General features: G+C 62.7%; 16 protein-coding genes. 10 read left to right on the forward strand and 6 right to left on the reverse strand.

The features are described 5' to 3' along the window. Positions 1–33 precede the first annotated feature (33 nt). Entirely contained in the window at positions 34–939 is a 906-nt protein-coding gene (locus AC07T0_RS08145) for a LysR family transcriptional regulator (RefSeq protein ID WP_495000671.1), read from the reverse strand. Positions 940–1,040: 101 nt separating this feature from the next. Here AC07T0_RS08145 and AC07T0_RS08150 point away from each other — a divergent pair, with 101 nt between their 5' ends. Beyond that, positions 1,041–2,276 (forward strand): acetylornithine transaminase, encoded by a 1,236-nt coding sequence (locus AC07T0_RS08150; RefSeq protein ID WP_495000793.1) that lies wholly within the window; start codon positions 1,041–1,043, stop codon positions 2,274–2,276. Positions 2,277–2,465: 189 nt separating this feature from the next. On the opposite strand, the gene AC07T0_RS08155 is transcribed toward AC07T0_RS08150, so the two are convergent. Both AC07T0_RS08155 and AC07T0_RS08160 read right to left on the reverse strand, forming a co-directional pair. Continuing rightward, entirely contained in the window at positions 2,466–3,479 is a 1,014-nt protein-coding gene (locus AC07T0_RS08155) for a sensor domain-containing diguanylate cyclase (protein WP_495000672.1), read from the reverse strand. Between the two features lie 997 nt (positions 3,480–4,476). Further along, entirely contained in the window at positions 4,477–5,181 is a 705-nt protein-coding gene (locus AC07T0_RS08160; RefSeq protein WP_495000673.1) for a hypothetical protein, read from the reverse strand. Between the two features lie 356 nt (positions 5,182–5,537). Here AC07T0_RS08160 and bcsQ point away from each other — a divergent pair, with 356 nt between their 5' ends. From bcsQ to AC07T0_RS08205, 9 genes are read left to right on the forward strand one after another with little or no spacing between them, the layout of a single operon-like run. Further along, the gene (gene bcsQ, locus AC07T0_RS08165; protein WP_495000674.1) at positions 5,538–6,623 is read left to right on the forward strand and encodes a cellulose biosynthesis protein BcsQ; all 1,086 of its coding nucleotides are present in this window, start codon (positions 5,538–5,540) and stop codon (positions 6,621–6,623) included. Further along, the gene (gene bcsA, locus AC07T0_RS08170) at positions 6,620–8,881 is read left to right on the forward strand and encodes a UDP-forming cellulose synthase catalytic subunit (RefSeq protein WP_495000675.1); all 2,262 of its coding nucleotides are present in this window, start codon (positions 6,620–6,622) and stop codon (positions 8,879–8,881) included. The genes bcsQ and bcsA overlap by 4 nt, the downstream gene beginning before the upstream one ends. Next, a complete protein-coding gene (bcsB, locus tag AC07T0_RS08175) occupies positions 8,878–11,184 on the forward strand; it encodes a cellulose biosynthesis cyclic di-GMP-binding regulatory protein BcsB (RefSeq protein WP_495000676.1) in 2,307 nt (768 codons plus the stop codon). The genes bcsA and bcsB overlap by 4 nt, the downstream gene beginning before the upstream one ends. Continuing rightward, positions 11,181–12,362 carry a cellulose synthase complex periplasmic endoglucanase BcsZ gene (gene bcsZ / locus AC07T0_RS08180; protein ID WP_495000677.1) on the forward strand — a complete coding sequence of 394 codons (1,182 nt, stop codon included), beginning with the start codon at positions 11,181–11,183 and terminating at the stop codon, positions 12,360–12,362. Before bcsB ends, bcsZ begins: the two co-directional genes overlap by 4 nt. Further along, positions 12,344–16,249: a cellulose biosynthesis protein BcsC gene (locus AC07T0_RS08185; RefSeq protein ID WP_495000678.1), complete on the forward strand. Its 3,906-nt coding sequence runs from the start codon at positions 12,344–12,346 to the stop codon at positions 16,247–16,249. The genes bcsZ and AC07T0_RS08185 overlap by 19 nt, the downstream gene beginning before the upstream one ends. A gap of 19 nt (positions 16,250–16,268) precedes the next feature. Then, positions 16,269–16,955 (forward strand): SGNH/GDSL hydrolase family protein, encoded by a 687-nt coding sequence (locus tag AC07T0_RS08190; protein ID WP_495000679.1) that lies wholly within the window; start codon positions 16,269–16,271, stop codon positions 16,953–16,955. Next, entirely contained in the window at positions 16,952–17,629 is a 678-nt protein-coding gene (locus tag AC07T0_RS08195) for a cell division protein FtsQ (RefSeq protein ID WP_495000680.1), read from the forward strand. The genes AC07T0_RS08190 and AC07T0_RS08195 overlap by 4 nt, the downstream gene beginning before the upstream one ends. Positions 17,630–17,648: 19 nt before the next feature. Further along, entirely contained in the window at positions 17,649–19,064 is a 1,416-nt protein-coding gene (locus AC07T0_RS08200) for an MBOAT family O-acyltransferase (RefSeq protein WP_495000681.1), read from the forward strand. Then, positions 19,064–20,209 (forward strand): alginate O-acetyltransferase AlgX-related protein, encoded by a 1,146-nt coding sequence (locus AC07T0_RS08205; RefSeq protein WP_495000682.1) that lies wholly within the window; start codon positions 19,064–19,066, stop codon positions 20,207–20,209. Before AC07T0_RS08200 ends, AC07T0_RS08205 begins: the two co-directional genes overlap by 1 nt. Before the next feature lie 229 nt (positions 20,210–20,438). On the opposite strand, the gene AC07T0_RS08210 is transcribed toward AC07T0_RS08205, so the two are convergent. The 3 genes from AC07T0_RS08210 to AC07T0_RS08220 form a co-directional block, all read right to left on the reverse strand. Continuing rightward, the gene (locus AC07T0_RS08210; RefSeq protein WP_495000683.1) at positions 20,439–21,839 is read right to left on the reverse strand and encodes an amino acid permease; all 1,401 of its coding nucleotides are present in this window, start codon (positions 21,837–21,839) and stop codon (positions 20,439–20,441) included. Between the two features lie 228 nt (positions 21,840–22,067). After that, the gene (locus AC07T0_RS08215; protein WP_495000684.1) at positions 22,068–22,268 is read right to left on the reverse strand and encodes a hypothetical protein; all 201 of its coding nucleotides are present in this window, start codon (positions 22,266–22,268) and stop codon (positions 22,068–22,070) included. A gap of 28 nt (positions 22,269–22,296) precedes the next feature. Next, a complete protein-coding gene (locus AC07T0_RS08220; protein WP_495000685.1) occupies positions 22,297–23,085 on the reverse strand; it encodes an MlaA family lipoprotein in 789 nt (262 codons plus the stop codon). Positions 23,086–23,150 lie beyond the last annotated feature (65 nt).

Raw genomic sequence — 23,150 nt, forward strand, 5'->3', positions numbered from 1 at the left:
CATTCTGGGCAGGCTCGCCCGTCCCGGCAAGCCTTACGACTGGCCCCACTTCTCCAGCGCGAACGCCACGAAACTGCGCAGCTTGGGCAGCCGGTAGCGGTCTTGCGCATAGAGCAGGTTCATCGGTCGGCTGGGCAGTTTGTACGTACCCAGCAGCGGCACCAGTCGTCCCTCGCGCAGATCGTCGCGCAGCAAGGCATCCGGCAGCATCACGATACCCATGCCGCAAAGCGCCGCCTGATACAACGCTGAAGAACTGTTGATGGTCATCGGGCCGCTGACCGGCACCAGGATTTCCCCCTCCGGCCCGCTCAGGCTCCATTGTTTTTCCACCGTCCGCCAGTCGTCTCCGGCCGGGTAGGCGAAGGCCAGGCAGTCGTGATGTTGCAGATCCTGGGGGATGATCGGTGTCCCGCGCCGTTTCAGATACGACGGCGATGCACAGACGGTCAGCGCATAGTTTTCCAGAGGGCGGGCAATCAGCGCCGAGGGTTCGGGCACCCCCAGGCGGATCGCCACATCGAAGCCGCTGTCGATCAGGTCTTCGCGCTGGTTGCTGAGCATCACGTCAAGCTTGATCCGCGGATAACGCAGCACGAATTCGCTCAGGGCCGGGGCCAGGCGTTCGGAGCCGAAGGTCAGCGGCGCGGTGATCCGCAGGATACCGCTCGGCTCGCCCTGGGCCTGTTCCGCCAGGCGCTCGGAATCCGCCACCAGCCCCAGCACCTCAAGACAACGCTGATAGTAGGTCGAGCCGAATTCAGTCAGACGCTGGCGCCGTGTCGTACGGCTCAGCAGGCTGACCCCGAGCCGTTGTTCCAGTGAGCGCAGGTGATTGCCGACCATGGTGGTGGAGATGCCGCACTCCAGGGCGGCGGCGGTCATGCTGCCGCTCTCCACCACGGTCACGTACACCCGCATTGCCTGGAAAAGATCCATTATCAATCTCAGCTTTAAAATGATTGAAGTGCAACGGAGTTTATCCAGCTCAAGTGGCTAACGATACTGCCAGTACCACCCAATGCCTGGAGCTCGACGCCATGACCGCCGCTAGCCTGATGACCACCTATCAACCGCTGGACCTGGGTTTCGTCAAGGGGCTGGGCACCCGCCTGTGGGACCGCGAAGGGCGCGAGTACCTGGATGCGGTGGCCGGCGTGGCGGTGACCAATGTCGGTCATTCCCACCCGCGCCTGGTGAGTGCCATCCGCGAGCAGGCCGGCCTGCTGCTGCACACCTCCAACCTCTACAGCATCGACTGGCAGCAACAGCTGGCCCAACGCCTGGCCCAGCTATCGGGCATGGATCGGGTGTTCTTCAACAACTCCGGCGCCGAGGCCAATGAAACGGCGCTGAAACTGGCGCGACTGCATGCCTGGCACAAAGGTATTGAGAAGCCATTGGTGGTGGTCATGGAAAACGCCTTTCACGGCCGCACCCTGGGCACCTTGTCCGCCAGCGATGGTCCGGCGGTGCGTTTGGGTTTCCATGAGCTGCCGGGGGACTTCATCAAGGTGCCGTATGGCGACCTGGCGCTGCTGCACAGCATCGCCCGCAGCCACGGTCAGCGGATCTGTGCGGTGTTGATGGAGCCGATCCAGGGCGAAAGCGGTGTGCAACTGCCGCCGCCGGGCTACCTGAAAGCCGTCCGCGACCTGTGCAAACGGCGCTCCTGGTTGCTGATGCTCGACGAAATCCAGACCGGTATCGGCCGCACCGGCCAGTGGTTCGCCTTCCAGCACGAAGGCATCGTTCCGGACGTGATGACCCTGGCCAAGGGCTTGGGCAATGGCATTCCCATCGGCGCCTGCCTGGCGCGGGGCAAGGCCGCCGAACTGTTCACCCCGGGTAGCCATGGCAGCACTTTCGGCGGCAACCCGCTGGCCTGTCGGGCCGCCTGCACCGTGCTCGATATCATCGAGGAACAGGGCCTGGTGGAGAATGCCCGGGAGCAGGGCGAGCGTTTGCTGGCACGGCTGCGTGCTGAACTGGGCGATTGCCCGCAGGTCCTGGCAATACGTGGGCAAGGCCTGATGATCGGTGTCGAACTGCGCCAGCCGGTACGTGACCTGGCGCTGATCGCGGCGCGGGACCAGGGCTTGTTGATCAACGTGACACGGGGCAAGACCATTCGCCTGCTGCCGCCACTGATTATCGATGAGCAGGAGGTCGAGATGATTGTGAAAGGGTTGTGTAGCGTATTGCAGTGGGAAAAAACCACGGCAATAGCGAAAGGCTTACACGCCGCACCCGCAATCGCCTCTATGAGCGTTTGAGCGGCTGCCCTATTCTGGATCCATCACTGCTGCGCAAGGATGTGCACAGGATCAGGGATGATCGACCATCGCCAGGACGGCAGCCGACAGGACGTTGGAATGGTCAAAAGAAAACCCCGCTTCGGCGGGGTTTTTTGTGTCGGCAGGAAAAGCCGATGCTGCCTGAAGGCGCTTCCGCTGAATGCCGCCTCAATTGGAAATCACGTTCTTGCCGGCACCCTTGGCGCGATACAGGGCCTGGTCGGCCCGGCTCATCAGTTCGGCCATGGGCTCGTCGGCGCAACGTTCCACCACCCCGAAACTCATCGTCAGCGAACTCAGGCCCAGGGGCTTGCGTTGCCGCAGGTGCTCGCGCATCTGTTGCGCCAGGTTCATGGCGGCGGTGAGTGGGCTGTCCGGCAGGACAATCATGAACTCGTCGCCGCCCCAGCGTGCCAGCAGGTCGCTGTCGCGCAGACAGCCCTGGAGCGTCTGCGCCACCTCGACCAGTACTGTGTCGCCGCCTTGATGCCCGTGTTGGTCATTGATGAGCTTGAAATCATCGATATCCATGGCAATCAGCGACAGCGCCTGGCGAAAGCGTCCGGCGCGCTGGCATTCCCGGGACAGGATCTTTTCCAGGCGATAGCGATTGGCAACCCCGGTCAGTGAATCGCTCTCGGCCAGGCGGCGGTTTTCCTCGAGTTGGGCCTGCAACCGCCGATTGACCCGTGACAGTTCGGCGGTTCGTTCGGCGACGATGGCCTCGAAAGACTGGGTCCGTACTTCCAGCTGTTCGAGCAGGCGCCGCTGGTCTTCGAGACTGCGGTGGGCGCCAATCATCCGTGCGACCGAACCGTCGGGGTTGCGGGCGATCACATAACCGCGATCTTCGATCAGGATATAGTCGCCGCTGCGGGTTCGGCAGCGGTACTCGGCGTGATAACCCAGGGTGCGTTCATTCAGGTGATCGTCGAAATGGGCCATCACCTGTGGGTAGTCGTCGGGATGAATCACGTTCTCCCAGGTGAAGACGTTGTTCGGCAGGCTATTGGGGGAGTAGCCGAGCATCTCGTACCAGCCGGGGCTGCGGTAGACCAGGCCGGTATTGGCATTCCAGTCCCAGACGCCATCGCTGACCAGTTCGAGGATTGCGTGTATGACGTCTTGGTTGATATCGCCGAGTTGGCTGTTCCAGGGTCCGCTTTTGGATGGCTCGACCATCGCTGCTCACTCCTTTGGCATTGATTTCGGTGTCTCGGGCCAAAAGCGGGGACGCAACGGTCTATGGCACGCTAATACTGTACCGTTTGTTGTAGGAAATATAGAAGTATGTGACGCGATAAAGTTCTAGCTTTCAGGTTTTGCAAAGTACAGAACATGGCTCGAACTGCAAAAAAAATTGTGTGGAGCTCAATGCTTTTCAAGAGTTAACACATTTCTAAAACCCGCTTCGACCGAAGTCGAAGCGGGCCACTGCTCAGACCTTAACGGTCATCAAAGTGATCTCGCAGAAAATTCCAAACGTGATAAGCACGAAGGGTATTGACTGCAAGGCTCCACGTACGTCGAAATAACTTGGACATACTCTGGCCCTCCCAGGTGGGCCAAACCTCCAGCGTACTTACCGGAACATGTACACCTTAGGGTTCACACACCAGTGCAAACTATGAGGTGGCCGGGCTGATGGCCCCCTGAGCGAGTCCGGCACGGGTCCTACTCCGTGTCAGGGGGCCCTAAGTCAGCGCCTGTGCCTGGCCAAGCCTCATGTTGACTGACGTGATAGCCCGTGCATGATACCCACTCTACTGAGGACGGAAATGTGCTCAAAAGGCCATGTTTCCGATAAAAGTAGTTTCAGGATGTTTATTCAAACAGGGTTTTTCCGATTGTCGCTGTGGCCTGTGCTCTGATTGTTACAGAAGTGGCAAGGAGTGTGGCTTGCACGTGTTACTCGCCGCGGTATAATCGTTCCACACACCAGTGCATCCTATGAGGCTGCGCGAGTTCTGGCCTAACCGGAGCCCGCAAAAAAGAAACCGCTACCTAAGCGGTTTTTTTTGTCTGCCAGATCTTCAATTCCGGGCCGTATCGGTCTGTCCAGGTTTCCCGCATCGAATCAAAAAAGGCAGGCCCATCCCAGGCCAGCCCTCACCGCGACTGACCTCGAAACGCACCTGCCTCTTTTCAGTTGCCGCCGCGCCCGTTCAGCGGCGGAGCGTCATTGCTGTACGACGCTATACCCGGCAAACGCCGTCTGCTGCTGAATCGCCGTGACGATGTTCTGGCGGGTCGCCGGCTGTTCGTTGCCTTCGTTGTCGACAAAGGTTTCGCTCAGCAGTTCGGCCAGGTCGCCGTGGCCGGCAAAGGCAAAGCCGAGGAATTCGAACGCTTCGCGGTCGGCATTGGCCTTGCTGCGTGGTGTGCGCAGCGGGAAGGTGATGCTGGTGTCGTCCTTGCTGATGACAAATACCGGCGCTTCTTTCTTGACGCGCGCGGCCTTGCCCTTGCCAGCACCGGGGTTGCTCAGGGCCTGGTGAGTCTGGTTCAGCACCTTGAACGCCAAGCCATAGACCAGTTCCTGGAACGCCGGATCGTCCTTGTAGCTGGAGAGAATCCGGCTGATCGGGAATTTCGTGCTCAGGTCTTCCAGGGCCGCGATATCGGCCGCCTCGGCGTCCTTGAGTTGCTTGAGCTGGCCCATGAGTTCGTAGGCTTTGTCGTCGTCGAAACGGTCGTGCGCCTGGCGGATCGCCAGACGCAGTTCACGAATCTGGTCGCTTTCTTTCGAGGTGTGGAAGGCGTCGAGAACCATCTCGCTGATGTTCTTGGCCTGGGGCACATGCTGGGAAAGATGGATGGCGTTTTCGTATTCGCGCTTGGCGGACAAGGAGGTTACGGCTTCATCGGTATGGGAATCAGGCATCGAAATTTCGCTATTTCAGTGTCATTTAACTGGGGTGAGGCTCGAAAGGCCGGGGCATTTCAGGGCGCCTAATCTATTGGACCCACGCGCCATTGTCACGACTCAACCGGTCAGTGGTCTCGGAAGGAGAGAATTTACCAGTGAAATGAATGCGTTGAGCTTATTCGCCAATTTATTGGCGATACTCGTTTTTTTTCTGATGAAAATCTATTGGACAACAAAATAATGACGCTATCAAATTGATAGCGCTTGGGGAGAGAGCAATCCGGGAATTAACGGGCAATGGAATGTACAGCTAGACGTGTGCTTGTCCCCTTACATTTGAGTTGAACCTACTTGTACGAAGGGATGCCTGCATGCACCGTTCAGATGACATTGCGAATCTGTTCAATCGATTTGGGGGGAGTGTCGAGAGCTACCGGGAAATCGAACCCAGCTATGACTACTGCGAAGACACGCCGCCACCAGTCCCCGAAGTTCCGGCACCACAGCCGGTGACTGTCAGCCTCGCCCCTCAACCAACTGAACCCTTGAGTGTCATCCCCTCGTCCTCCATGGCGCACGTAGGCTCCACGCCGTTGAGCCGGCTGCTGGTAGAGATCGAACAACAGCGCGGTGGTGTGTCTACCGTGCAGCCTGTTGGGCAGGCGACGCCCAAGCTCAAGGCCAAGGTCATTGTGGTGGTTTCGGCCAAGGGGGGAGTGGGCAAGAGCACCCTGGCCGCTGCCTTGGCCTGTGCGATCAAACGTTCCAGCGGGCGCACGCTCGCGCTCGACCTGGATCCGCAAAACGCCTTGTGCCTGCACCTGGGAGGCAGTGAGGACTGGCCGGGTATCGCCCGCTCCGACAGCGCCGACGAAGATTGGCAGCCGCTGATCCGCAAAGGCTTTGCCGGTAGCCGTTGCCTGGCCTATGGCGTGGTCGGCGAACCGCTGCGTCGGAGCCTGGAACAGCGCCTGGAAAACGATCGTCTCTGGCTGGCCCGCCAGCTGGCGCGCCTGGCCCTGGATGAGCAGGACACGCTGGTCATCGACACCCCGCCAGGAGCATCGGTCTACCTGGCCCAGGCGCTGGAAATCGCCGATGTGGTGCTGGGCGTGACCCTCGCCGATGCGGCGGCCTACACCAGTCTCAATCAGTTGGACCGGCTGCTCGCTCCCTACCTGCAACGGGAAAACCCCGCGCAATACAAAGTCGTGATCAACCAGTTGGACACGTCCCGCCAGTTCAGCCTCGATTTGTGCGAAGTGCTGAAAAAAAGAACAGGAAATCAGCTGTTGGGGGTGATCCGCCAGGATCACTTCATCAGCGAAGCCTTGGCGTACGACCGTAATCCGCTGGCGCATACCCCAAGCACCCGAGGCTGCCAGGACGTCCTCGACCTCACAAGTTCGCTGTGCGAACTGCTCACGTACGGTACGCAAGAGTCTTCTTTGTCATGACCCGCGATCCAAACCTCACGCCTCATCTCCCGGGGCGCTCGGAACTGCGCCTCAACGCCTGGCTGGAACGCTTCAACCAATGGCCGGGGGCGCTGCGCAAGGCACTGATCCTGGGCATTTCGCTGATCGGCGGGCTGTTGCTGCTCAGCATCGTCAGCGCACCGCTGGACCTTTACAGCCAGTGCCTGTTCGCCGCGCTGTGCTTCGGCCTGGCTTTGCTGGTCAAGCGCATGCCAGGGCGTTTGCCAATCCTGTTGCTGATCGTGCTCTCGCTGGTCGCCTCGTTGCGCTACATGTACTGGCGCCTGACCGAGACCCTCGGTTTCGAAGGCTGGCTGGATATCGCTTTCGGCTATGGCCTGGTGCTGGCGGAGATCTACGCCCTGGTGGTGCTGGTTTTCGGTTATGTGCAGACCGCCTGGCCCCTGCGCCGGCGGCCGGTGCTGCTCACTGGCGACCCCAGCGAGTGGCCGACGGTGGATGTGTTCATCCCCACCTACAACGAAGCCTTGAGTATCGTGAAGCTGAGCATCTTCGCCGCCCAGGCGATGGACTGGCCCAAGGACAAGCTGCGGGTGCATGTGCTGGACGATGGTCGCCGCGACGAGTTCCGGCGCTTTTGCCAGAGCATTGGCGTCAACTACATCACCCGTGACGACAACGCCCACGCCAAGGCCGGGAACCTCAATGCCGCCCTCAAGGTGACCGATGGCGAGTACATCGCCATGTTCGACGCCGACCATGTGCCGACCCGCTCCTTCCTGCAGATCGGCATGGGCTGGTTCCTCAAGGACCCTCGGCTGGCGATGTTGCAAACACCGCACTTCTTCTTTTCCCCGGACCCGTTCGAGAAGAACCTCAAGACCTTCCGTGCCGTGCCCAACGAAGGCGAGTTGTTCTACGGGCTGGTACAAGATGGCAACGACCTGTGGAACGCCACCTTCTTCTGCGGCTCCTGCGCCATCCTGCGGCGCCAGCCATTGGAAGAAATCGGCGGCGTGGCGATTGAAACCGTCACCGAGGACGCCCACACCGCCCTCAAGCTCAACCGCGCCGGCTACAACACCGCGTACCTGGCGATTCCCCAGGCCGCCGGCCTGGCCACCGAAAGCCTGTCACGGCATATCAGCCAGCGCATCCGCTGGGCCCGGGGCATGGCGCAGATCTTCCGCCTGGACAACCCGCTGATGGGCAAGGGGCTCAAACTCGGCCAGCGGATTTGCTATGCCAATGCCATGCTGCACTTCTTCTACGGTTTGCCGCGTCTGGTATTCCTCACTGCGCCCCTGGCGTACCTGATCTTCGGTGCGGAGATCTTCCACGCCTCGGCGCTGATGATCACCGCCTATGTGCTGCCGCACCTGTTCCACTCGAACCTGACCAACTCCTGCATCCAGGGGCGGTTCCGGCATTCGTTCTGGAACGAGGTCTACGAGACGGTGCTGGCCTGGTACATCATGCCACCGGTGTTGATGGCACTGATCAAGCCCAGCTTTGGCGGTTTCAACGTCACCGACAAGGGCGGGATCATCGACCAGCAGTTCTTCGACTGGAAGTTGGCCCGGCCCTATATCGTCCTGCTGGTGCTGAACCTCACCGGGTTGGGCTTTGCTGTCCACCAATGGATCTGGGGCGATCCGGCCACCGCGATCACCGTGCTGATCAACGCCCTCTGGACGCTCTACAACCTGATCATCACCAGCGCCGCCGTGGCGGTGGCCAGTGAGTCGCGGCAGATCCGCGCCGAACCACGGGTGAGCGCCGAGTTGCCGGTCAAGGTCGAATTGCCCGACGGTACCCCGGTGTATGGCGTGACCCAGGATTTCTCTCAGCGCGGACTGGGCATCAAGTTGCCGGCGGGCACCACGGTCACAGCCGGTGAGCGGGTACGGGTGACGCTGTTCCGCAACGCCGCGACCTGCGAGTTCGACACCACGGTGGTGTTCAGCAAGGGTCAGTACCTGGGCGCGCTGTTCGATCCGTTGACCCTGCGCCAGCAAAGCGAGCTGGTGCGCATGACCTTCTCCCGCGCCGACACCTGGGCCACCAGTTGGGGCAGCGGCAAGCTCGATACGCCGCTGTCGGCCCTGCGCGAGGTCAGTGCCATTGGCCTGATCGGCCTGGGCACGCTGCTCAAGGCGTTGTTGTTGCCCGCACGTCGGCGTCCTACCGATCAACAGGCGGCTGTCCGCCCGGCCCCACCGGCTAGAAAAAACGCATCTTTGAAACCGCTCGCATCTCTTATGGATAAGTCATGACCCACACACCGTTGACCCGCCGCGCCCTGCGCAGTACTCGTCGTCCTCTCATGCTCCTGGCTTCGTCGGCACTGTGCCTGGGAGGCCTGGTCCATAACACCTGGGCCGAGAGCGCCGCAGCGGTGCCCGTGGTGCCGGCCAGTGTCGCGCCACAGCTGCCGGCCGACAGCTACAGCCACAGCCTGACCCTCAAGCAACTGGGGCGCGTGGACACGATGAACCTGCAGGGTGTGGAAGCGACCGACAGCGTCAGCTTCAACATCCGCGCCGACGAGGTGGTCAACAGCGCGCAATTGTTGCTGCGCTACAGCTACTCGCCGGCGTTGCTCGCCGACCTGTCGCAGATCAACGTGCTGGTCAACGATGAAGTGGCCGCCAGCCTGGCGCTGCCCAAGGACGGTGCCGGCAAGCCGCAAGAGCAGGTGGTGACTATCCCGGCGCACCTGATCACCGAGTTCAACCGTCTGCGCCTGCAATTTATCGGGCACTACACCATGCAGTGCGAGGACCCACAGCACAGCAGCCTGTGGGCCAAGATCAACAACAGCTCGGAGCTTGAGCTCAATGTGTCGCCGATCCCGCTCAAGGACGACCTGTCGATTCTGCCGCTGCCATTTTTCGATCGTCGCGACTCGCTTCCCCTGAATCTGCCGTTCGTGTTTGCCAAGACGCCGGACCACGCCGCCCTGGAAGGGGCCGGTGCGTTGTCATCGTGGTTGGGGGCTCTGGCGGCTTATCGCGGCGCCAGCTTCACCAGCAAGGTCGGGCAACTGCCGGACAAGGGCAACGCCATTGTCCTGGTCGAGAGCAAGGACGCCGTGCAGCTGGGTGGGCTGGCCATTCCCGCGCCGAAGGGCCCGACGGTCACCCTGGTGAGCCACCCCGGCGATCCCCACGGCAAGCTCCTGATCGTCGCCGGTCGCGATGCCGCCGAACTCAAGCTCGCGGCCTCGGCCGTGGCCCTCGGCAGCAAGGCGCTGGTGGGTAACAGCGTGGTCATCGACCATCTTGATTCGTTGAGCCCGCGCAAGCCTTACGACGCGCCCAACTGGCTGCCGTCCGACCGGCCGGTCAAGCTTGGCGAACTGCTCGATCCCAAGCTGCTCAGCGTCTCCGGCTACAACCCGGGCTCCATCACCGTACCGTTGCGCTTGCCACCGGACATGTTCAACTGGCGCGAGGAAGGCGTGCGGCTGGATCTGAAGTACCGCTACACCCCACAGCAGGAATCGAGCAATTCCTCCTTGCTGGTGAGCCTGAACAACACCTTCATGAAGTCGATGCCCCTGCCTTCGATGAAGAGCCTGGGCGGTGGCGAAAGCCTGCTGAGCCTGCTGCAGAAGGATGAAAGCCTGCCTCGCGAAGCCGTCGTGCGCATCCCCCTGGGTTCCGCGGGCGCGCAGTCGCAATTGCAGTTGCGGTTTATGTTCGACTACATCAAGCAGGGCGAATGCCGCGACATCATCATCGACAACATGCGCGGCCTGGTCGACCCGGATTCGACCCTCGACCTGACCGGCTACAACCACTACATCGCCTTGCCGAACCTGGGCGTGTTCAACGACAGCGGCTTCCCGTTCACCCGCCTGGCCGACCTCTCGCAGAGCGCCGTGGTACTGCCCGACGACAGCGGGCCGGCGGAGTGGGGCGCCTACCTGACCGTGCTCGGTCGTTTCGGTGACTCCACCGGCTACCCGGCTACGGCGGTGCAGGTGGTGAGTGCCGCGGATGTGCAGTCGGTCAGTGACAAGGACCTGCTGGTGCTGGCCTCGGGCGACAACCAGCCGTTGCTCAAACAGTGGATCGACCGTTTGCCGGCCGCTGTCTCGGGCGACAACCATCGTTTCTCGTTGTCCGACCTGACCCTGCGCGTGCGCCAGTGGATCAGCCCGGATCCGGCGGCCAACCAGCGCAAGCCGACCTTGACCGTGAGCTATACCGGCCCCCGCAGCAGCACCTACCTGGCCGGTTTCGAATCGCCGCTCAAGCCCGGTCGCAGCGTGGTGGTGATTGCCAGCGGCAGGCCCGAAGGGCTGGCCGAGGCCACGGCCGCGATGATCGGCGGCGACGGCTACAAGGGCAGCCTGCAGGGCAGCCTGGCGGTGGTGCAGGGCACCGAGCTGACTTCACTGGTGGCCGACGAGCAGTATTACGTCGGTGAGCTGAATCTGTTCAAGCGCGTGCAATGGTTGCTGTCGCAGAACATGCACTGGATGCTGTTGGTGACCGTGCTGGGACTGTTGCTGGTGGCCAGCCTGTTGTTCCTGTTCCTGCGTGCCCGCGCGAAGAAGCGTCTGTCATGATCCGGCGTCGACTGTTGTTGTCCCTCGCGCTGCTGCTGCCGCTGGCCGCGCAGGCTGAGTCCTGCTCGTTGCAGAACTGGCCACTGTGGAAAAACTACGCCGAGCGTTTCGTGCAGAAGGACGGACGCATGCTCGGCTCGAGCATGGACCCCAACCAGAGCAGTTCCGAAGGCCAGGCCTACGGCATGTTCTTCGCCCTGGTCGGCAATGATCCGCAGACCTTCGACGCGCTGTGGCGCTGGACCCGCGACAATATGGCCGGGGCCAATATCACGCAGAATCTGCCCGGCTGGCTGTGGGGCCCGACCAGCGGCGGCAGCTGGGGTGTGATCGACAGCAACTCGGCCAGCGATGCCGACCTCTGGATCGCCTATGCGCTGCTGGAGGCCGATCGCCTGTGGCACAAGCCCGAGTACCGCAGCGATGCCCAGCGGATGCTGAACAACCTGGACAAGACCCTGGTGCGCAACATCCCGGGGCTGGGCAAGATGCTCTTGCCGGGCCCGGTCGGTTATGAGCACCCGGATCAGCTCTGGCGTTTCAACGCCAGCTATACGCCGATCCCGCTGCTGCGGCGCTTCAGCCAGGAGAGCCCGTCCGGGGCCTGGAAGGAGGTCGCCGAAAGCACCGCGAAGATGATCGCCGACAAGAACCTGAACCGCTTCGGCTTCGTCCCCGACTGGGTTGGTTACCGCGGCACGGACGTCAACAAAGGCATGTTCGTGGTCGACAAATTCACCTCGGCCCAAGGCAGCTACGACGCCATCCGTACGTACCTGTGGGCCGGCCTGACTTCGCCCGCCGACCCGCTGGCCAAGCCGATCCTCGACAACCTCGACGGCATGGCCCAGTCCGTCGCCTCCACCGGCGTGCCGCCGGAAAAGGTCCAGGTGGTCACGGGCGTCACCGAGGGCATTGGCCCTTACGGTTTCTCCGCGTCCCTGGTGCCCTACCTGCGGGCCAAGGGCCTGCCGTTGCTGGCCGACCAGCAGCAGCGGATCGTCGACGAGGCGATCGCGCACTACAGCAACCCCGCCGATCCAGCCTACAGCCAGCACCAGTATTACCACGTGGTGTTGAGCCTGTTCTCACTGGGCTGGACTGAAAAACGTTATCAGTTCAACAAGGACGGTACCTTGAAAGTGTCCTGGGAGGCTCCATGCGCCAGCAAACCCTAGCCCTGGCGGTGTGTGCCGCGCTGGTCGCGATGCCCGGCCTGGCCGCCGAGATCGGCAACCCGCAGTCGCTGCTGATCCAGCAGGGCTACTACTGGCAGGCCAAGGAGCATCCGGACCGGGCTGCCGAAGCCTGGAGCAAGCTGTTGGGCCTGTCTCCCGAGCAACCCGACGCGCTCTATGGCCTGGGCCTGATCGACCTGCAACAAAAACGCCTGGACGGTGCCCGCCGCTACCTGGCGCGCTTGCAGGCGATCAAGCCGCTGCCACGCCTGGCCTTGCAGTTGGAGCAGGACATCGCCCTGAGCCCGGACGACAAGCAGCAACTGCTGGAAAAGGCCCGCGAACTGAGCGACGCCGACGAGCGCGACAAGGCGGTGGTGGTGTACCGGCAACTGCTCGACGGACATCAGCCGCAAGGCTTGATTGCCCGTGAGTACTACAACACCCTGGGTTTTGCCACCGGCGGCTGGCCCGAGGCCCGCACGGGGCTGGAACGGTTGCGCCGGGAGCGTCCCGACGACGCGATCCTCGACCTGTTCCTGGCCCTGCACCTGGCACGTAACCCCGACAGTCGCCCGGAAGGCATCCGCGCCCTGGCACGCCTGTCGCACAACCCGGACATCGGCGGCAACGCCGACGAAACCTGGCGTTTCGCCTTGCAGTGGCTGGGTCCACCCTCCCGCGATCAGGTGTCGTTGTTCCAGCAGTATTTGCAGGCCCACCCGGACGATAGCGAGATCCGTGCGCTGATGAACAAGGGGCTCGCCCAGGGCCGCGGCGGTGCCGGCTGGCAGCGCGACCCGCAGGTGGCCCGTGGTCTCAAGGCCCTCGATGGCGGTGACATCGCCGGCGCCGAACAGGCCTTGCAGGCGCGTCTCAAGGAGCGCCCCAACGATTACGATGCCCTTGGCGGCATGGGCATCGTGCGTCAGCAACAGAAGCGTCTGGGCGAGGCCGAAGCCTACCTGGTGCAAGCCACCCGCCTGCCGGGCGGCGCACAGTGGAATGCCGCTCTCGACGACGTGCGTTACTGGATCCTGCTGGACCAGGCCGGCGATGCCCAGCGCAGTGGTCGGCAGACCCAGGCCCGAGCCCTGATCGAACAGGCGATTGCCAAGAATCCGGCTGAACCGGCCGGCCCCACGGCCCTGGCCAACTGGCAGGCCCAGGCCGGGCAACTGGACGCCGCCGAAGCCGGCTACCGCCAGGTGCTGGCGCGCACGACGAACTACCCGGAGGCTCTCTCCGGATTGATCAATGTGCTGTCGCGGGCGGGTAAATCCGATGAGGCGTTGCACCTGATCGATGGCCTGTCGGCGGCGGACCAGGCGCGTCTGGCGCCCACGGTGAAAATCCGCGCCTTGCGCGCCATCCAGGTGGCCAAGCTGGCCGAACGTCGCGGCGATCTGATGGCGGCGCAAAAGGCCTACAAGGAAGCCCTGGCCGATGACCCGAAAAACCCCTGGAGCCGCTTCGCCCTGGCCCGCGTCTACCTGCGCGACGGCCAGACCCAGGTGGCTCGCGATCTGATCGACGAACTGCTCAAGCAGCAACCCGACCAGCCCGACGCGCTCTACACCAGCACCTTGCTCTCGGCTGAGCTGGGTGAGTGGAGCAAGGCCCAGCGCACCCTGTCGCGGATTCCAGCGGCCAAGCGCAGCAGCGACATGAATGAGATGGAGCTGGATATCCGCCTGCATATCCAGACCGAGTTGGCGGTGGACGTGGCTCGCCGTGGCCAGCGCCAGGAAGCCTGGGCCCTGTTGTCACGCTGCGAACCGCTGGCCGGGCAGAAGCCCGAGCGTGTCGCCGTGCTGGCGGCCGCCTATGCCGAAGCCGGTAACCCGCAGCAGGGCGTGAGCCTGATGCGCCAGGTGCTCGACCGCTTGCCATCGACCCCCGACCTGCAATTGCTCTATGCCGGGGTGCTGCTCAAGGCCGACCAGGATGCCCAGGCCAGCGAGATCCTGCGGGACCTGCAGGGCAAGCCGATGAACGAGACCGCCAGCAAGCGCTATGAAGACCTGTTGTTCCTCTACCGGGTCAAGCAGGCCGATGAGTTGCGGGAAAAGAACGACCTGGTGGCGGCTTTCGACATGCTCTCGCCGGCCCTCAAGCAACGGCCCAACGACAGCCAGGCGGTGTCGTCGCTGGCGCGCATGTATGCCGCCAGCGGCAATACGCAAAAGGCCCGGGAGCTCTATGAGCCGCTGATCAAGGCCGACCCGGGCAATGCCAAATTGCAGCTGGGCCTGGCCGATATTGCCCTGCAAGGACGGGACTTCGGCCTGGCCGAGCAATCGGTGAAAAAGGCCCTTGAACTGGAGCCCGGGGTACCGCAAACCCTGACCGCTTCCGCACGGATCTATCGTGGCATGGGCAAGACCGGCGAGGCCGGCAAGCTGCTGCGCAAGGCTATCGAGATCGAAGACAGCCAGCGCCAGGAAATCTATATGGCGTCGGCCTCGCAGGCCTCGACGCCGTCGGCCAATCCCTTTGTCGGGTTGCCCGGTCAACGCCAGCAGGTGACGGCCCTGGCATCGTCGAACCTGGTCCCGCCGCCGATCAATGCCCCTGTCGTGGGCCTGGGCTCAGGCCTGGGGACCGGCGATGGCGAGGTGGTGCCGACAGCCGTCGAACGCAGGACCGGCGTCGCGGCCGGGGCGAATGCCGCGGCCAATCCGTTCGGCAATGTCTACGCCCGCGAAGGCACCTCGCGCCCGGCGTTGAGCCCGGCGCAGCTTGCTTTGAATGAGATCGTCGAAGACCGCACCGGCTATGTCGTCCAGGGGTTGACCGTGCGCAGCAACAATGGCGAAAAAGGCCTGAGCAAGCTGACGGACGTCGAAACCCCTTTCGAAGTCAGCGTGCCGGTGGGTGACAACAGCGCCAGCATGGCACTACAGATCACCCCGGTGTCGTTGTCCGCTGGCAGCCCGAGCGATCCTGCCCAGGCGCGTTTCGGTGCCAGCGGCCTGGACCCGGTCGGTTCACAGACCGCCAACGGTGTCGGCGTGGCCGTGGCCTACCGGGACAAGGAGCAAGGCCTCAAGGCGGACCTCGGCGTCAGCCCGCTGGGCTTCCTCTACAGCACGCCGATTGGCGGTGTCAGCCTCAATCAGCCATTCGCTGGCAATTCCGACTACCGCTACGGTGTGAGTGTGTCGCGCCGGGCGGTCACCGACAGCGTGACCTCCTTTGCCGGCTCCCGCGATCCGCGCACCGGTGACAAGTGGGGCGGCGTCACGGCCAACGGCGTACGTGGTGAACTGAGCTACGACGACCAGCAGGTTGGCGCCTATGGCTATGGTTCGGCGCACGTGCTGTTGGGCAACAACGTCGAGTCGAACAACCGCTTCGAACTGGGCAGCGGTATCTACTGGTACCTGCGCAACGCCCCCGACAGCATCCTCACCCTGGGCCTGAGCGGTTCGGCGCTGACCTATGCGAACAACCAGGACTTCTACACCGTAGGCCACGGCGGATATTTCAGCCCGCAAAGCTTCTTCTCCCTGGGTGTGCCGATCAGTTGGTCACAACGCACCGAGCGTTTCACCTACCGGATCAAAGGCTCGGTGGGCGTCCAGCATATCGGCCAGGACAGTGCCGAAGTCTTCCCCGGCAACAGTGATCTGCAACCACGGGCCACGGCCGCTGGGCTCACGGGCTACGACAGCACGAGTAAAACCGGTGTCGGCTACAGCTTGAATGCGGCCGGCGAATACAAGTTCGGCTCGAGCGTCTTCCTCGGTGGCACGCTGGGCGTGGACAACGCCAGCGATTACCGACAGCTCAGCGGCGGTGTGTACCTGCGCTACACCTTCGAGGATATGACCGGGCCGATGGCCCTGCCGGTCAGTCCTTTCGGCTCCCCTTATTCGAATTGATGCAACGAGGAATTGATCCATGGCTTCTTCCGTACTGGCTGGTTTGACCTTGCTCGTGATTGGCGAAAGCCACATGAGTTTCCCCGATTCGCTGATGAACCCGCTCTACGACAACCTGACTCAGCAAGGTGCCCAGGTTCACGCCATCGGTGCCTGCGGCGCCAACCCGGCGGATTGGGTTACGCCCAAGCTGAAACTCGATTGTGGCGCGACTCGCGAACCGGGTGAAAAGATCAAGGTAATGAGTCGCGGGACCCTGGACACGCAGCCGATCAAGGAGGTGATCGCCAAGGACAAACCGGACCTGGTGGTGCTGATCATGGGCGACACCATGGCCTCCTATAAGACCACACCGTTTCCCAAGGTCTGGGCCTACCAGAGCGTCACCGCGCTGACCAGGCAGATCGCCGACAGCGGTGCCAAGTGCGTGTGGGTCGGCCCGGCATGGGGCAAGGCCAACGGCAGCAACACCAACGAAAACCAGTACGGCAAGAACCAGGTCCGGACCCAGCTGGTGGCGGGCACCCTGGCCAATATGGTCGCGCCGTGCACCTATATCGACTCGACGAAGTTCTCCAAGCCCGGCGAGTGGACCACCTCCGACGGCCAGCACTTCACCATCGCCGGCTACAAATCCTGGGCGGCGGCCATCGGTAAATCATTGAACGAACTGCCCGCCGCGGCCGTGAAAGGAGCTGCACAGTGAAACGGATTTTCAATGCGCTGGGTACCCTGGCCGGCCTGGCCCTGAGTGCCAGCGCGTTCAGCGGACCGATTGCCCTGTACCCCACCGGCCCGTCCCAGGACTCGGCCTACCTGCGTTTCGTCAACGCGGCCGAGACGCCCCTGGAGCTGAGGCCCGAAGGGGCGAGCAGCAGCCTGAAGCTGGAACAGGGCCAGGCGGTCAGCGGCTTTATCCCGGTGTCTGGCGGCCAGCCGATCAAGGGCACCCTGAGCCGCGACGGCAAAAGCGTACCGTTGGACGTGAAGGTCAACGCCGGCGATTTCGCCACGGTGTTCGCCCTGGCGGATGCGCAGCGAGGCATCCGCCCAGTGGTGCTCAGCGAGGCCTTCGATATCCCCAACCAGCTCAAGGCATCGCTGGCGTTCTTCGATGCCGACCCGAGCTGCGGTGATGCGCGGGTCAACCTGGCCGGACGTGATGTCGACCTGTTCCAGAAGGCGCCCACCGGCAACCCCCGACGCCAGGAACTGAACCCACGGGCTTCGTTGGCGGTGCAGTTGGTCTGCGCCGGCCACCCGGTGGGTGCGGCGGTCGAGCTCGGCGCATTGGAGGCGAACAAGCGCTACAGTTTGTTATTACTGCCTTCGTCGACGGGGCCGCGCCTGATTACCGCCACGGATAGCTTGTCCAACTGAATCGGAAGCGCCCGTTGCCATGGTCTTCGCCTCGCTTGAATTCCTGACACTGTTCCTGCCAGCGTTTCTGCTGGTCTATGCGCTGGCCCGACCGGGCTGGCGCAACGTCATCCTGCTGATCGGCAGTTGGCTGTTCTATGGCTGGCTGAGCCCGCTGTTCCTGTTCCTGCACATGGTGCTGACCCTGCTGGCCTGGGTCGGCGGCCTGCTGGTGGACCGCTCGCGGGAGGATTCGCGAGGGCGGATACGGCTGTTGATCGCCCTGATCGTGATCAACACCGCGGTGCTCTGCTGGTACAAGTACGCGAACATCCTCGCCGCGACCTGGAACCAGTTGATCACCTATTACGGCGCCATGCCCATGGCCTGGCAGCGGGTGGCCTTGCCGGCGGGGTTGTCGTTTATCGTCCTCCAGGCGATTTCCTACCTGGTGGATGTGCACCGGCATGTGGTGCCGGTGGAGCGCAGCTTTATCAACTATGCCACCTACATCTCCATGTTCGGCCACAGCATTGCCGGCCCCATCATTCGCTATGACTGGGTCCGTCGGGAACTGAACCAGCGCTATTTCAACTGGCTGAATTTCTCCTTGGGGGCGCGCCGGTTCATGATCGGTCTGTGCATGAAAGTGCTGGTGGCCGACACCTTGTCGCCGCTGGTGGATGTGGCTTTCCACCTGGACAACCCGTCCTTTGTCGATGCCTGGATCGGTTGCCTGGCGTATTCGCTGCAACTGTTCTTCGACTTCGCCGGCTACAGCTCCATGGCCATCGGCCTGGGACTGATGCTGGGCTTTCACTTCCCGGAAAACTTCAACCGCCCGTACCTGGCCTACAGCATCCAGGACTTCTGGCGGCGCTGGCACCTGTCGTTGTCCAGTTGGTTGCGCGACTACCTGTACATCGCCCTGGGCGGCAATCGCAAAGGCGTGTGGAAGACCTATCGCAACCTGTTCCTGACCATGGCCATTGCCGGACTCTGGCATGGCGGCGACAGCTGGAACTACCTGCTCTGGGGCTCGGCCCATGGCGTGGCATTGTGCGTCGACCGCGCCTGGTCGCGCTCCAGCCTGCCGGGGTTGCCGCTCTGGGCCTGCCATGTCGCTACGCTGTTGTTCGTGTGCCTGGCCTGGACCTTGTTCCGTTCGCCGGATTTCGCCACGGCCCTGAGCATGTATGGCGGCCAGTTCGGTCAGCACGGCTTTGCCCTCGGCGATGCCCTGGCCGTGACCCTGCGCCCGGTACACGGATTGGCGGCGTTGTTGGGGCTGGCGTGCATTCTCGCGCCACTGTTGCAGCCCCGTGTGGAAAGACGTTTCGCAGGCCACGAGTTGTTCATGTTGTCTGCGGCCCTTTGGCCCGTGTTCGGGTTCATGCTGTCGTTCGCTCTGATCGCCAGTCGTGAAGCCGTGCCCTTTCTGTACTTTCAATTCTGATGAACCAGCCAACGCAATCCCCGTCCGTTGCCCCGACGCCGCCCAGCGCGCTGGCCATGCGCGCCAGTCCCCTGGCGGGCGTGATATTCACCCTGTTCCTGGCGCTGGGGGCCTTGTCCTGCGTCTGGTTGATGATCAAGGGTTCGATCGAGTTCGTGCCCAAGGTGGTGACGCCGGATATCCTCCTGCATGGCGAGATCACTCACCGTTTCGCCAAGACGCTGTCGGATGCGCCGCTGCCGAAACAGGCGGCTGATCTTGAGCGCGGCGGCAGCTGGTTGATCGACGGCGACCTCGGGCCACGGGTGCGCGAGGGCTGCTCGGGCTGGTTGTTCCTGAGTGACGAGCTGCGCCTGAACCGCAACGCGGCGGCCAATGCCCAGGCCAAGGCACAGGCGGTGCTCGACTTGCGCCAGGCGTTGAACAAGCGCGGTATTGAATTACTGGTGGCGGTGGTGCCGGACAAGAGCCGAATCGCGGCCACGCAACTCTGTTCGCTCAGGCGCCCGGCTGCATTCCAGCCACGGATTGCCGCGTGGTTGAGCGGGCTGCAAGGCGCGGGCGTGGCGGCGGTGGATCTGACGCCGAACTTGCAGGCACTGGGCGAGGGCGCTTTCCTGCGTACCGATACCCACTGGAGCGAGGCCGGGGCCAGGGCGGCGGCGGGGCGGATTGCCGAGGCGGTCACTGCCTTGAAATTCACGGTGACGCCGCACAAGACCTACGAGTTGAGTACCCAGCCTGATGCGATACGCCCGGGTGACCTGGTGCGGCTGGCGGGGATCGACTGGTTGCCGCTGGCGTTGCAGCCCAAGGCCGAGAGCGTGGCGCCGACGCAGGTCAAGGAGCGAGCTGATGCTGCGACGGGCGAGAACCTTGATGATCTGTTTGGTGACGACAATCTGCCGAACACGGCGTTGATCGGCACGTCGTTCTCGCGCAACTCGAATTTTGTCGGTTTTCTGGAGGCCGCGGTGGGCGCGCCAGTGGGCAATTTCGCCAAGGATGGTGGAGAGTTTTCCGGGGCGGCGAAAGCTTACTTCGACAGCCCTGCATTCAAGCAGACGCCGCCGAAGTTGCTGATCTGGGAAATTCCGGAACGGGACCTGCAGACGCCGTATGACGGGAATGTGCGATTACCTTGAGCTGGATAGGGCGGCGGTCTGCTGGACCGTGTCGCCTGCATCGCGAGCAATCGAGCGTCGACCGGCTGCTCCTACAGTTTTGTGTCGTGGCGTGGTTTTGTGAACGACAGGGTCCTTGTAGGAGCCGGCTTGCCGGCGATGGCGTCCGTATGAACGGTGCAAGGCTTGCTGGCCTCATCGCCGGCAAGCCGGCTCCTACAGAGCTGGGGTGTTCTCAGCGTGTCATTCTTTAGCTGACCGTCCGCACCCGGCCCTTGGCCAGCCGCAGCCGGTACAAGCCATAGATGAACAACACCCACACCGGCATCACATACACCGACACACTGATCCCCGGAATCATCAGCATCACCGCCAGGATCAGCGCGACGAAGGCCAGGCACAGGTAGTTGCTGAACGGGGTCCAGAAGGCCTTGAAACCCGGCACCACGCCTTGCCGTTCCATGGCCTTGCGGAATTTCAGGTGGGTCAGGCTGATCACGATCCAGTTGATGATCAACGAAGCCACCACCAGCGCCATCAACAGCTCCAGCGCTTCATGGGGGGCCACGTAGTTGACCACCACGCAGAGCAGGGTCACCAGCGCCGAGACCCCGATGGCTCGTACTGGCACGCCTTGTTTATTCAGTTTCATCAGCGATTTGGGCGCGTCGCCTTGCTCGGCCAGGCCGAACAACATGCGGCTGTTGCAGTACACGCCGCTGTTGTAGACCGACAGGGCGGCGGTCAGTACCACCACGTTGAGGATCTGCGCCGCCGTGTCGCTGCCGATCAGGGCGAAGATCTGCACGAACGGGCTGCCGCTGTAGGCGTCGCCGGAAGCGCCGAGGGTGGTCAGCAACTGGTCCCACGGATACAGCGATAACAGCACGGTGAGGGCACCGACGTAAAAAATCAGGATCCGCAACACCACCTGGTTGATTGCCTTGGGGATCACCTTGCGCGGCTCGCTGGCCTCGGCGGCGGTGATGCCCACCAGCTCCAGGCCACCGAAGGAAAACATGATGAAACACAGTGCCATCAGCAGGCCGCTGAAACCATTGGGGAAGAACCCGCCGTGGCTCCACAGGTTGCTGACCGAGGCTTGCGGGCCGCCGGTGCCGCTGATCAGCAGGTAGCAACCGAGGGCGATCATGCCGATGATCGCCACCACCTTGATGATCGCGAACCAGAATTCGGTTTCGCCAAAGACCTTGACGTTGGTCAGGTTGAGCAGGTTGACCAGCACGAAGAACGCCGCCGCGCTGACCCAGGACGGCACATCGGGCCACCAGAACTGCACGTACTTGCCGACGGCCGTGAGCTCGGCCATGCCCACCAGCACGTAGAGCACCCAGTAGTTCCAGCCGCAGAGAAAACCCGCGTAGCCGCCCCAGTATTTATGGGCGAAGTGGCTGAACGAGCCGGCCACCGGCTCCTCGACGATCATCTCGCCAAGCTGGCGCATGATCAGGAACGCGATGAAACCACAGATCGCATAACCGAGGATCATCGCCGGGCCCGCGGACTTGAGCACGCCGGCAGAACCCAGGAACAGGCCGGTACCGATAGCCCCACCCAGGGAAATCAGCTGGATATGGCGGTTTTTCAGGCCGCGCTTGAGCAAACCCGGTGTCAGGTTTTCACCCGTCATTGCTTCACCTTCTCTAGTTTTTCTTCTCGGTGTCGACCTGAGCGGGCCAGGCGTGCAACCGGTACTGATGCTCGACATAAGCGGCGTGGATATTAAATCCCGAAGGTGCGGGGCTCAAGTATTACGCGGGTTCGCGGGGGAAATAGAGAAGAAGCTGTAGGAGCGCGACCGGTTTCGAGAGTGCGGGTTCACTCTCGCGACCGGCGAGAAGGGCTCAAGGATGGTGGGTCAGACGCTATGTTCCGCGCGATGGACCAGCCAGCGCACTAGATCGTCCATTGGCACCTGGTGATGGCGTTCGACCCATTGCGCCCCTTGTTGCGGGCTGTAGTGCTCGGAGTAGTAGCTGAGGATCAGCTGACGCCGGTCGTCCGAGAGCCGCAGGCTGACTTCATGGCAGTGCAGGTCGGTGCCAGCGTGTTTGCTCACTCGTTGTTCAAGAATCAATGCCCGCTGTTCAGAAACCATCCTGGGCGGCCCCCTGGCAGCGGTCCTTTTCCGGCTGGGTGCTGCCCTGCTTGCCTTCCTGGACGAAAGCCGCGCGATGTTCGGCGACGACATTACGCAGTGCGCTGTAGTAGTCCGGCAGTTTTTGCAGGCTGTCGGTGAGCGGCAGCAGTTCGGCGCGCTGGTCGATCACGCCGCCGACCAGGTTGACCGTCGCCAGGGTCTTGACGGTGTCGCTGTTTGTGCCGAAGGGGTTGAAGGCCAGGCCCAGCACCCGTCCGGCGGCATCGCGGGCGTTGCCGGTGCCCAGCAGCGGCAACTCGACGATGGGGCCGTTGCCGATGCCCCAGACGCCAAAGGTCTGGCCGAAGTCGGCGGTGTGGCGGGGGATGCCGATCGGGTCCGAGACATCGATCAGCCCTGCCACGCCGAGGGTGGTGTTGACCGTAAAGCGTCCCAGGGTCGTGGCCGAACGTTTCAGGTTGCCTTGCAGCAGGTCGTTGACGAAGACCTTGGGTTCGCCAAAGTTGCTGGTGAAGTTATGCACACCCTGCTGGAAAAAATTTGGCAGGTGGCGATAACCCCGAGCCACGGGCGCCAGGGCATAGTCATCGACCGCCTTGTTGAAGGCGAAAATCCCCCGGTTGACCCGCTGGGCCGGGTCGAACACCGGATAATCGACTTGCGCGCAACTGGCGCTCGCCACCGGGGCCTGACTGCTGCAGCCGGCCAGGTACGAAACAGTCAGCAACAGCGCGGCGTGACGGAGCAGGGCGGGCGAACACTTGAGCGGGGGCATGGGCAAACAATCTCTGCGAAATAAGGATGGCCGATGCTGGCAGTCGCGCCTTGCGCAAAGATGTC

It is taken from the genome of Pseudomonas sp. GW821-FHT04D07 (assembly GCF_059420225.1).

Coding starts and splice junctions, on each gene's coding strand:
- AC07T0_RS08145 (WP_495000671.1), bottom strand. CDS start 939: ATGGATCTTTTCCAGGCAATGCGGGTGTACGTGACCGTGGTGGAGAGC.
- AC07T0_RS08150 (WP_495000793.1), top strand. CDS start 1,041: ATGACCGCCGCTAGCCTGATGACCACCTATCAACCGCTGGACCTGGGT.
- AC07T0_RS08155 (WP_495000672.1), bottom strand. CDS start 3,479: ATGGTCGAGCCATCCAAAAGCGGACCCTGGAACAGCCAACTCGGCGAT.
- AC07T0_RS08160 (WP_495000673.1), bottom strand. CDS start 5,181: ATGCCTGATTCCCATACCGATGAAGCCGTAACCTCCTTGTCCGCCAAG.
- bcsQ (WP_495000674.1), top strand. CDS start 5,538: ATGCACCGTTCAGATGACATTGCGAATCTGTTCAATCGATTTGGGGGG.
- bcsA (WP_495000675.1), top strand. CDS start 6,620: ATGACCCGCGATCCAAACCTCACGCCTCATCTCCCGGGGCGCTCGGAA.
- bcsB (WP_495000676.1), top strand. CDS start 8,878: ATGACCCACACACCGTTGACCCGCCGCGCCCTGCGCAGTACTCGTCGT.
- bcsZ (WP_495000677.1), top strand. CDS start 11,181: ATGATCCGGCGTCGACTGTTGTTGTCCCTCGCGCTGCTGCTGCCGCTG.
- AC07T0_RS08185 (WP_495000678.1), top strand. CDS start 12,344: ATGCGCCAGCAAACCCTAGCCCTGGCGGTGTGTGCCGCGCTGGTCGCG.
- AC07T0_RS08190 (WP_495000679.1), top strand. CDS start 16,269: ATGGCTTCTTCCGTACTGGCTGGTTTGACCTTGCTCGTGATTGGCGAA.
- AC07T0_RS08200 (WP_495000681.1), top strand. CDS start 17,649: ATGGTCTTCGCCTCGCTTGAATTCCTGACACTGTTCCTGCCAGCGTTT.
- AC07T0_RS08205 (WP_495000682.1), top strand. CDS start 19,064: ATGAACCAGCCAACGCAATCCCCGTCCGTTGCCCCGACGCCGCCCAGC.
- AC07T0_RS08210 (WP_495000683.1), bottom strand. CDS start 21,839: ATGACGGGTGAAAACCTGACACCGGGTTTGCTCAAGCGCGGCCTGAAA.
- AC07T0_RS08220 (WP_495000685.1), bottom strand. CDS start 23,085: ATGCCCCCGCTCAAGTGTTCGCCCGCCCTGCTCCGTCACGCCGCGCTG.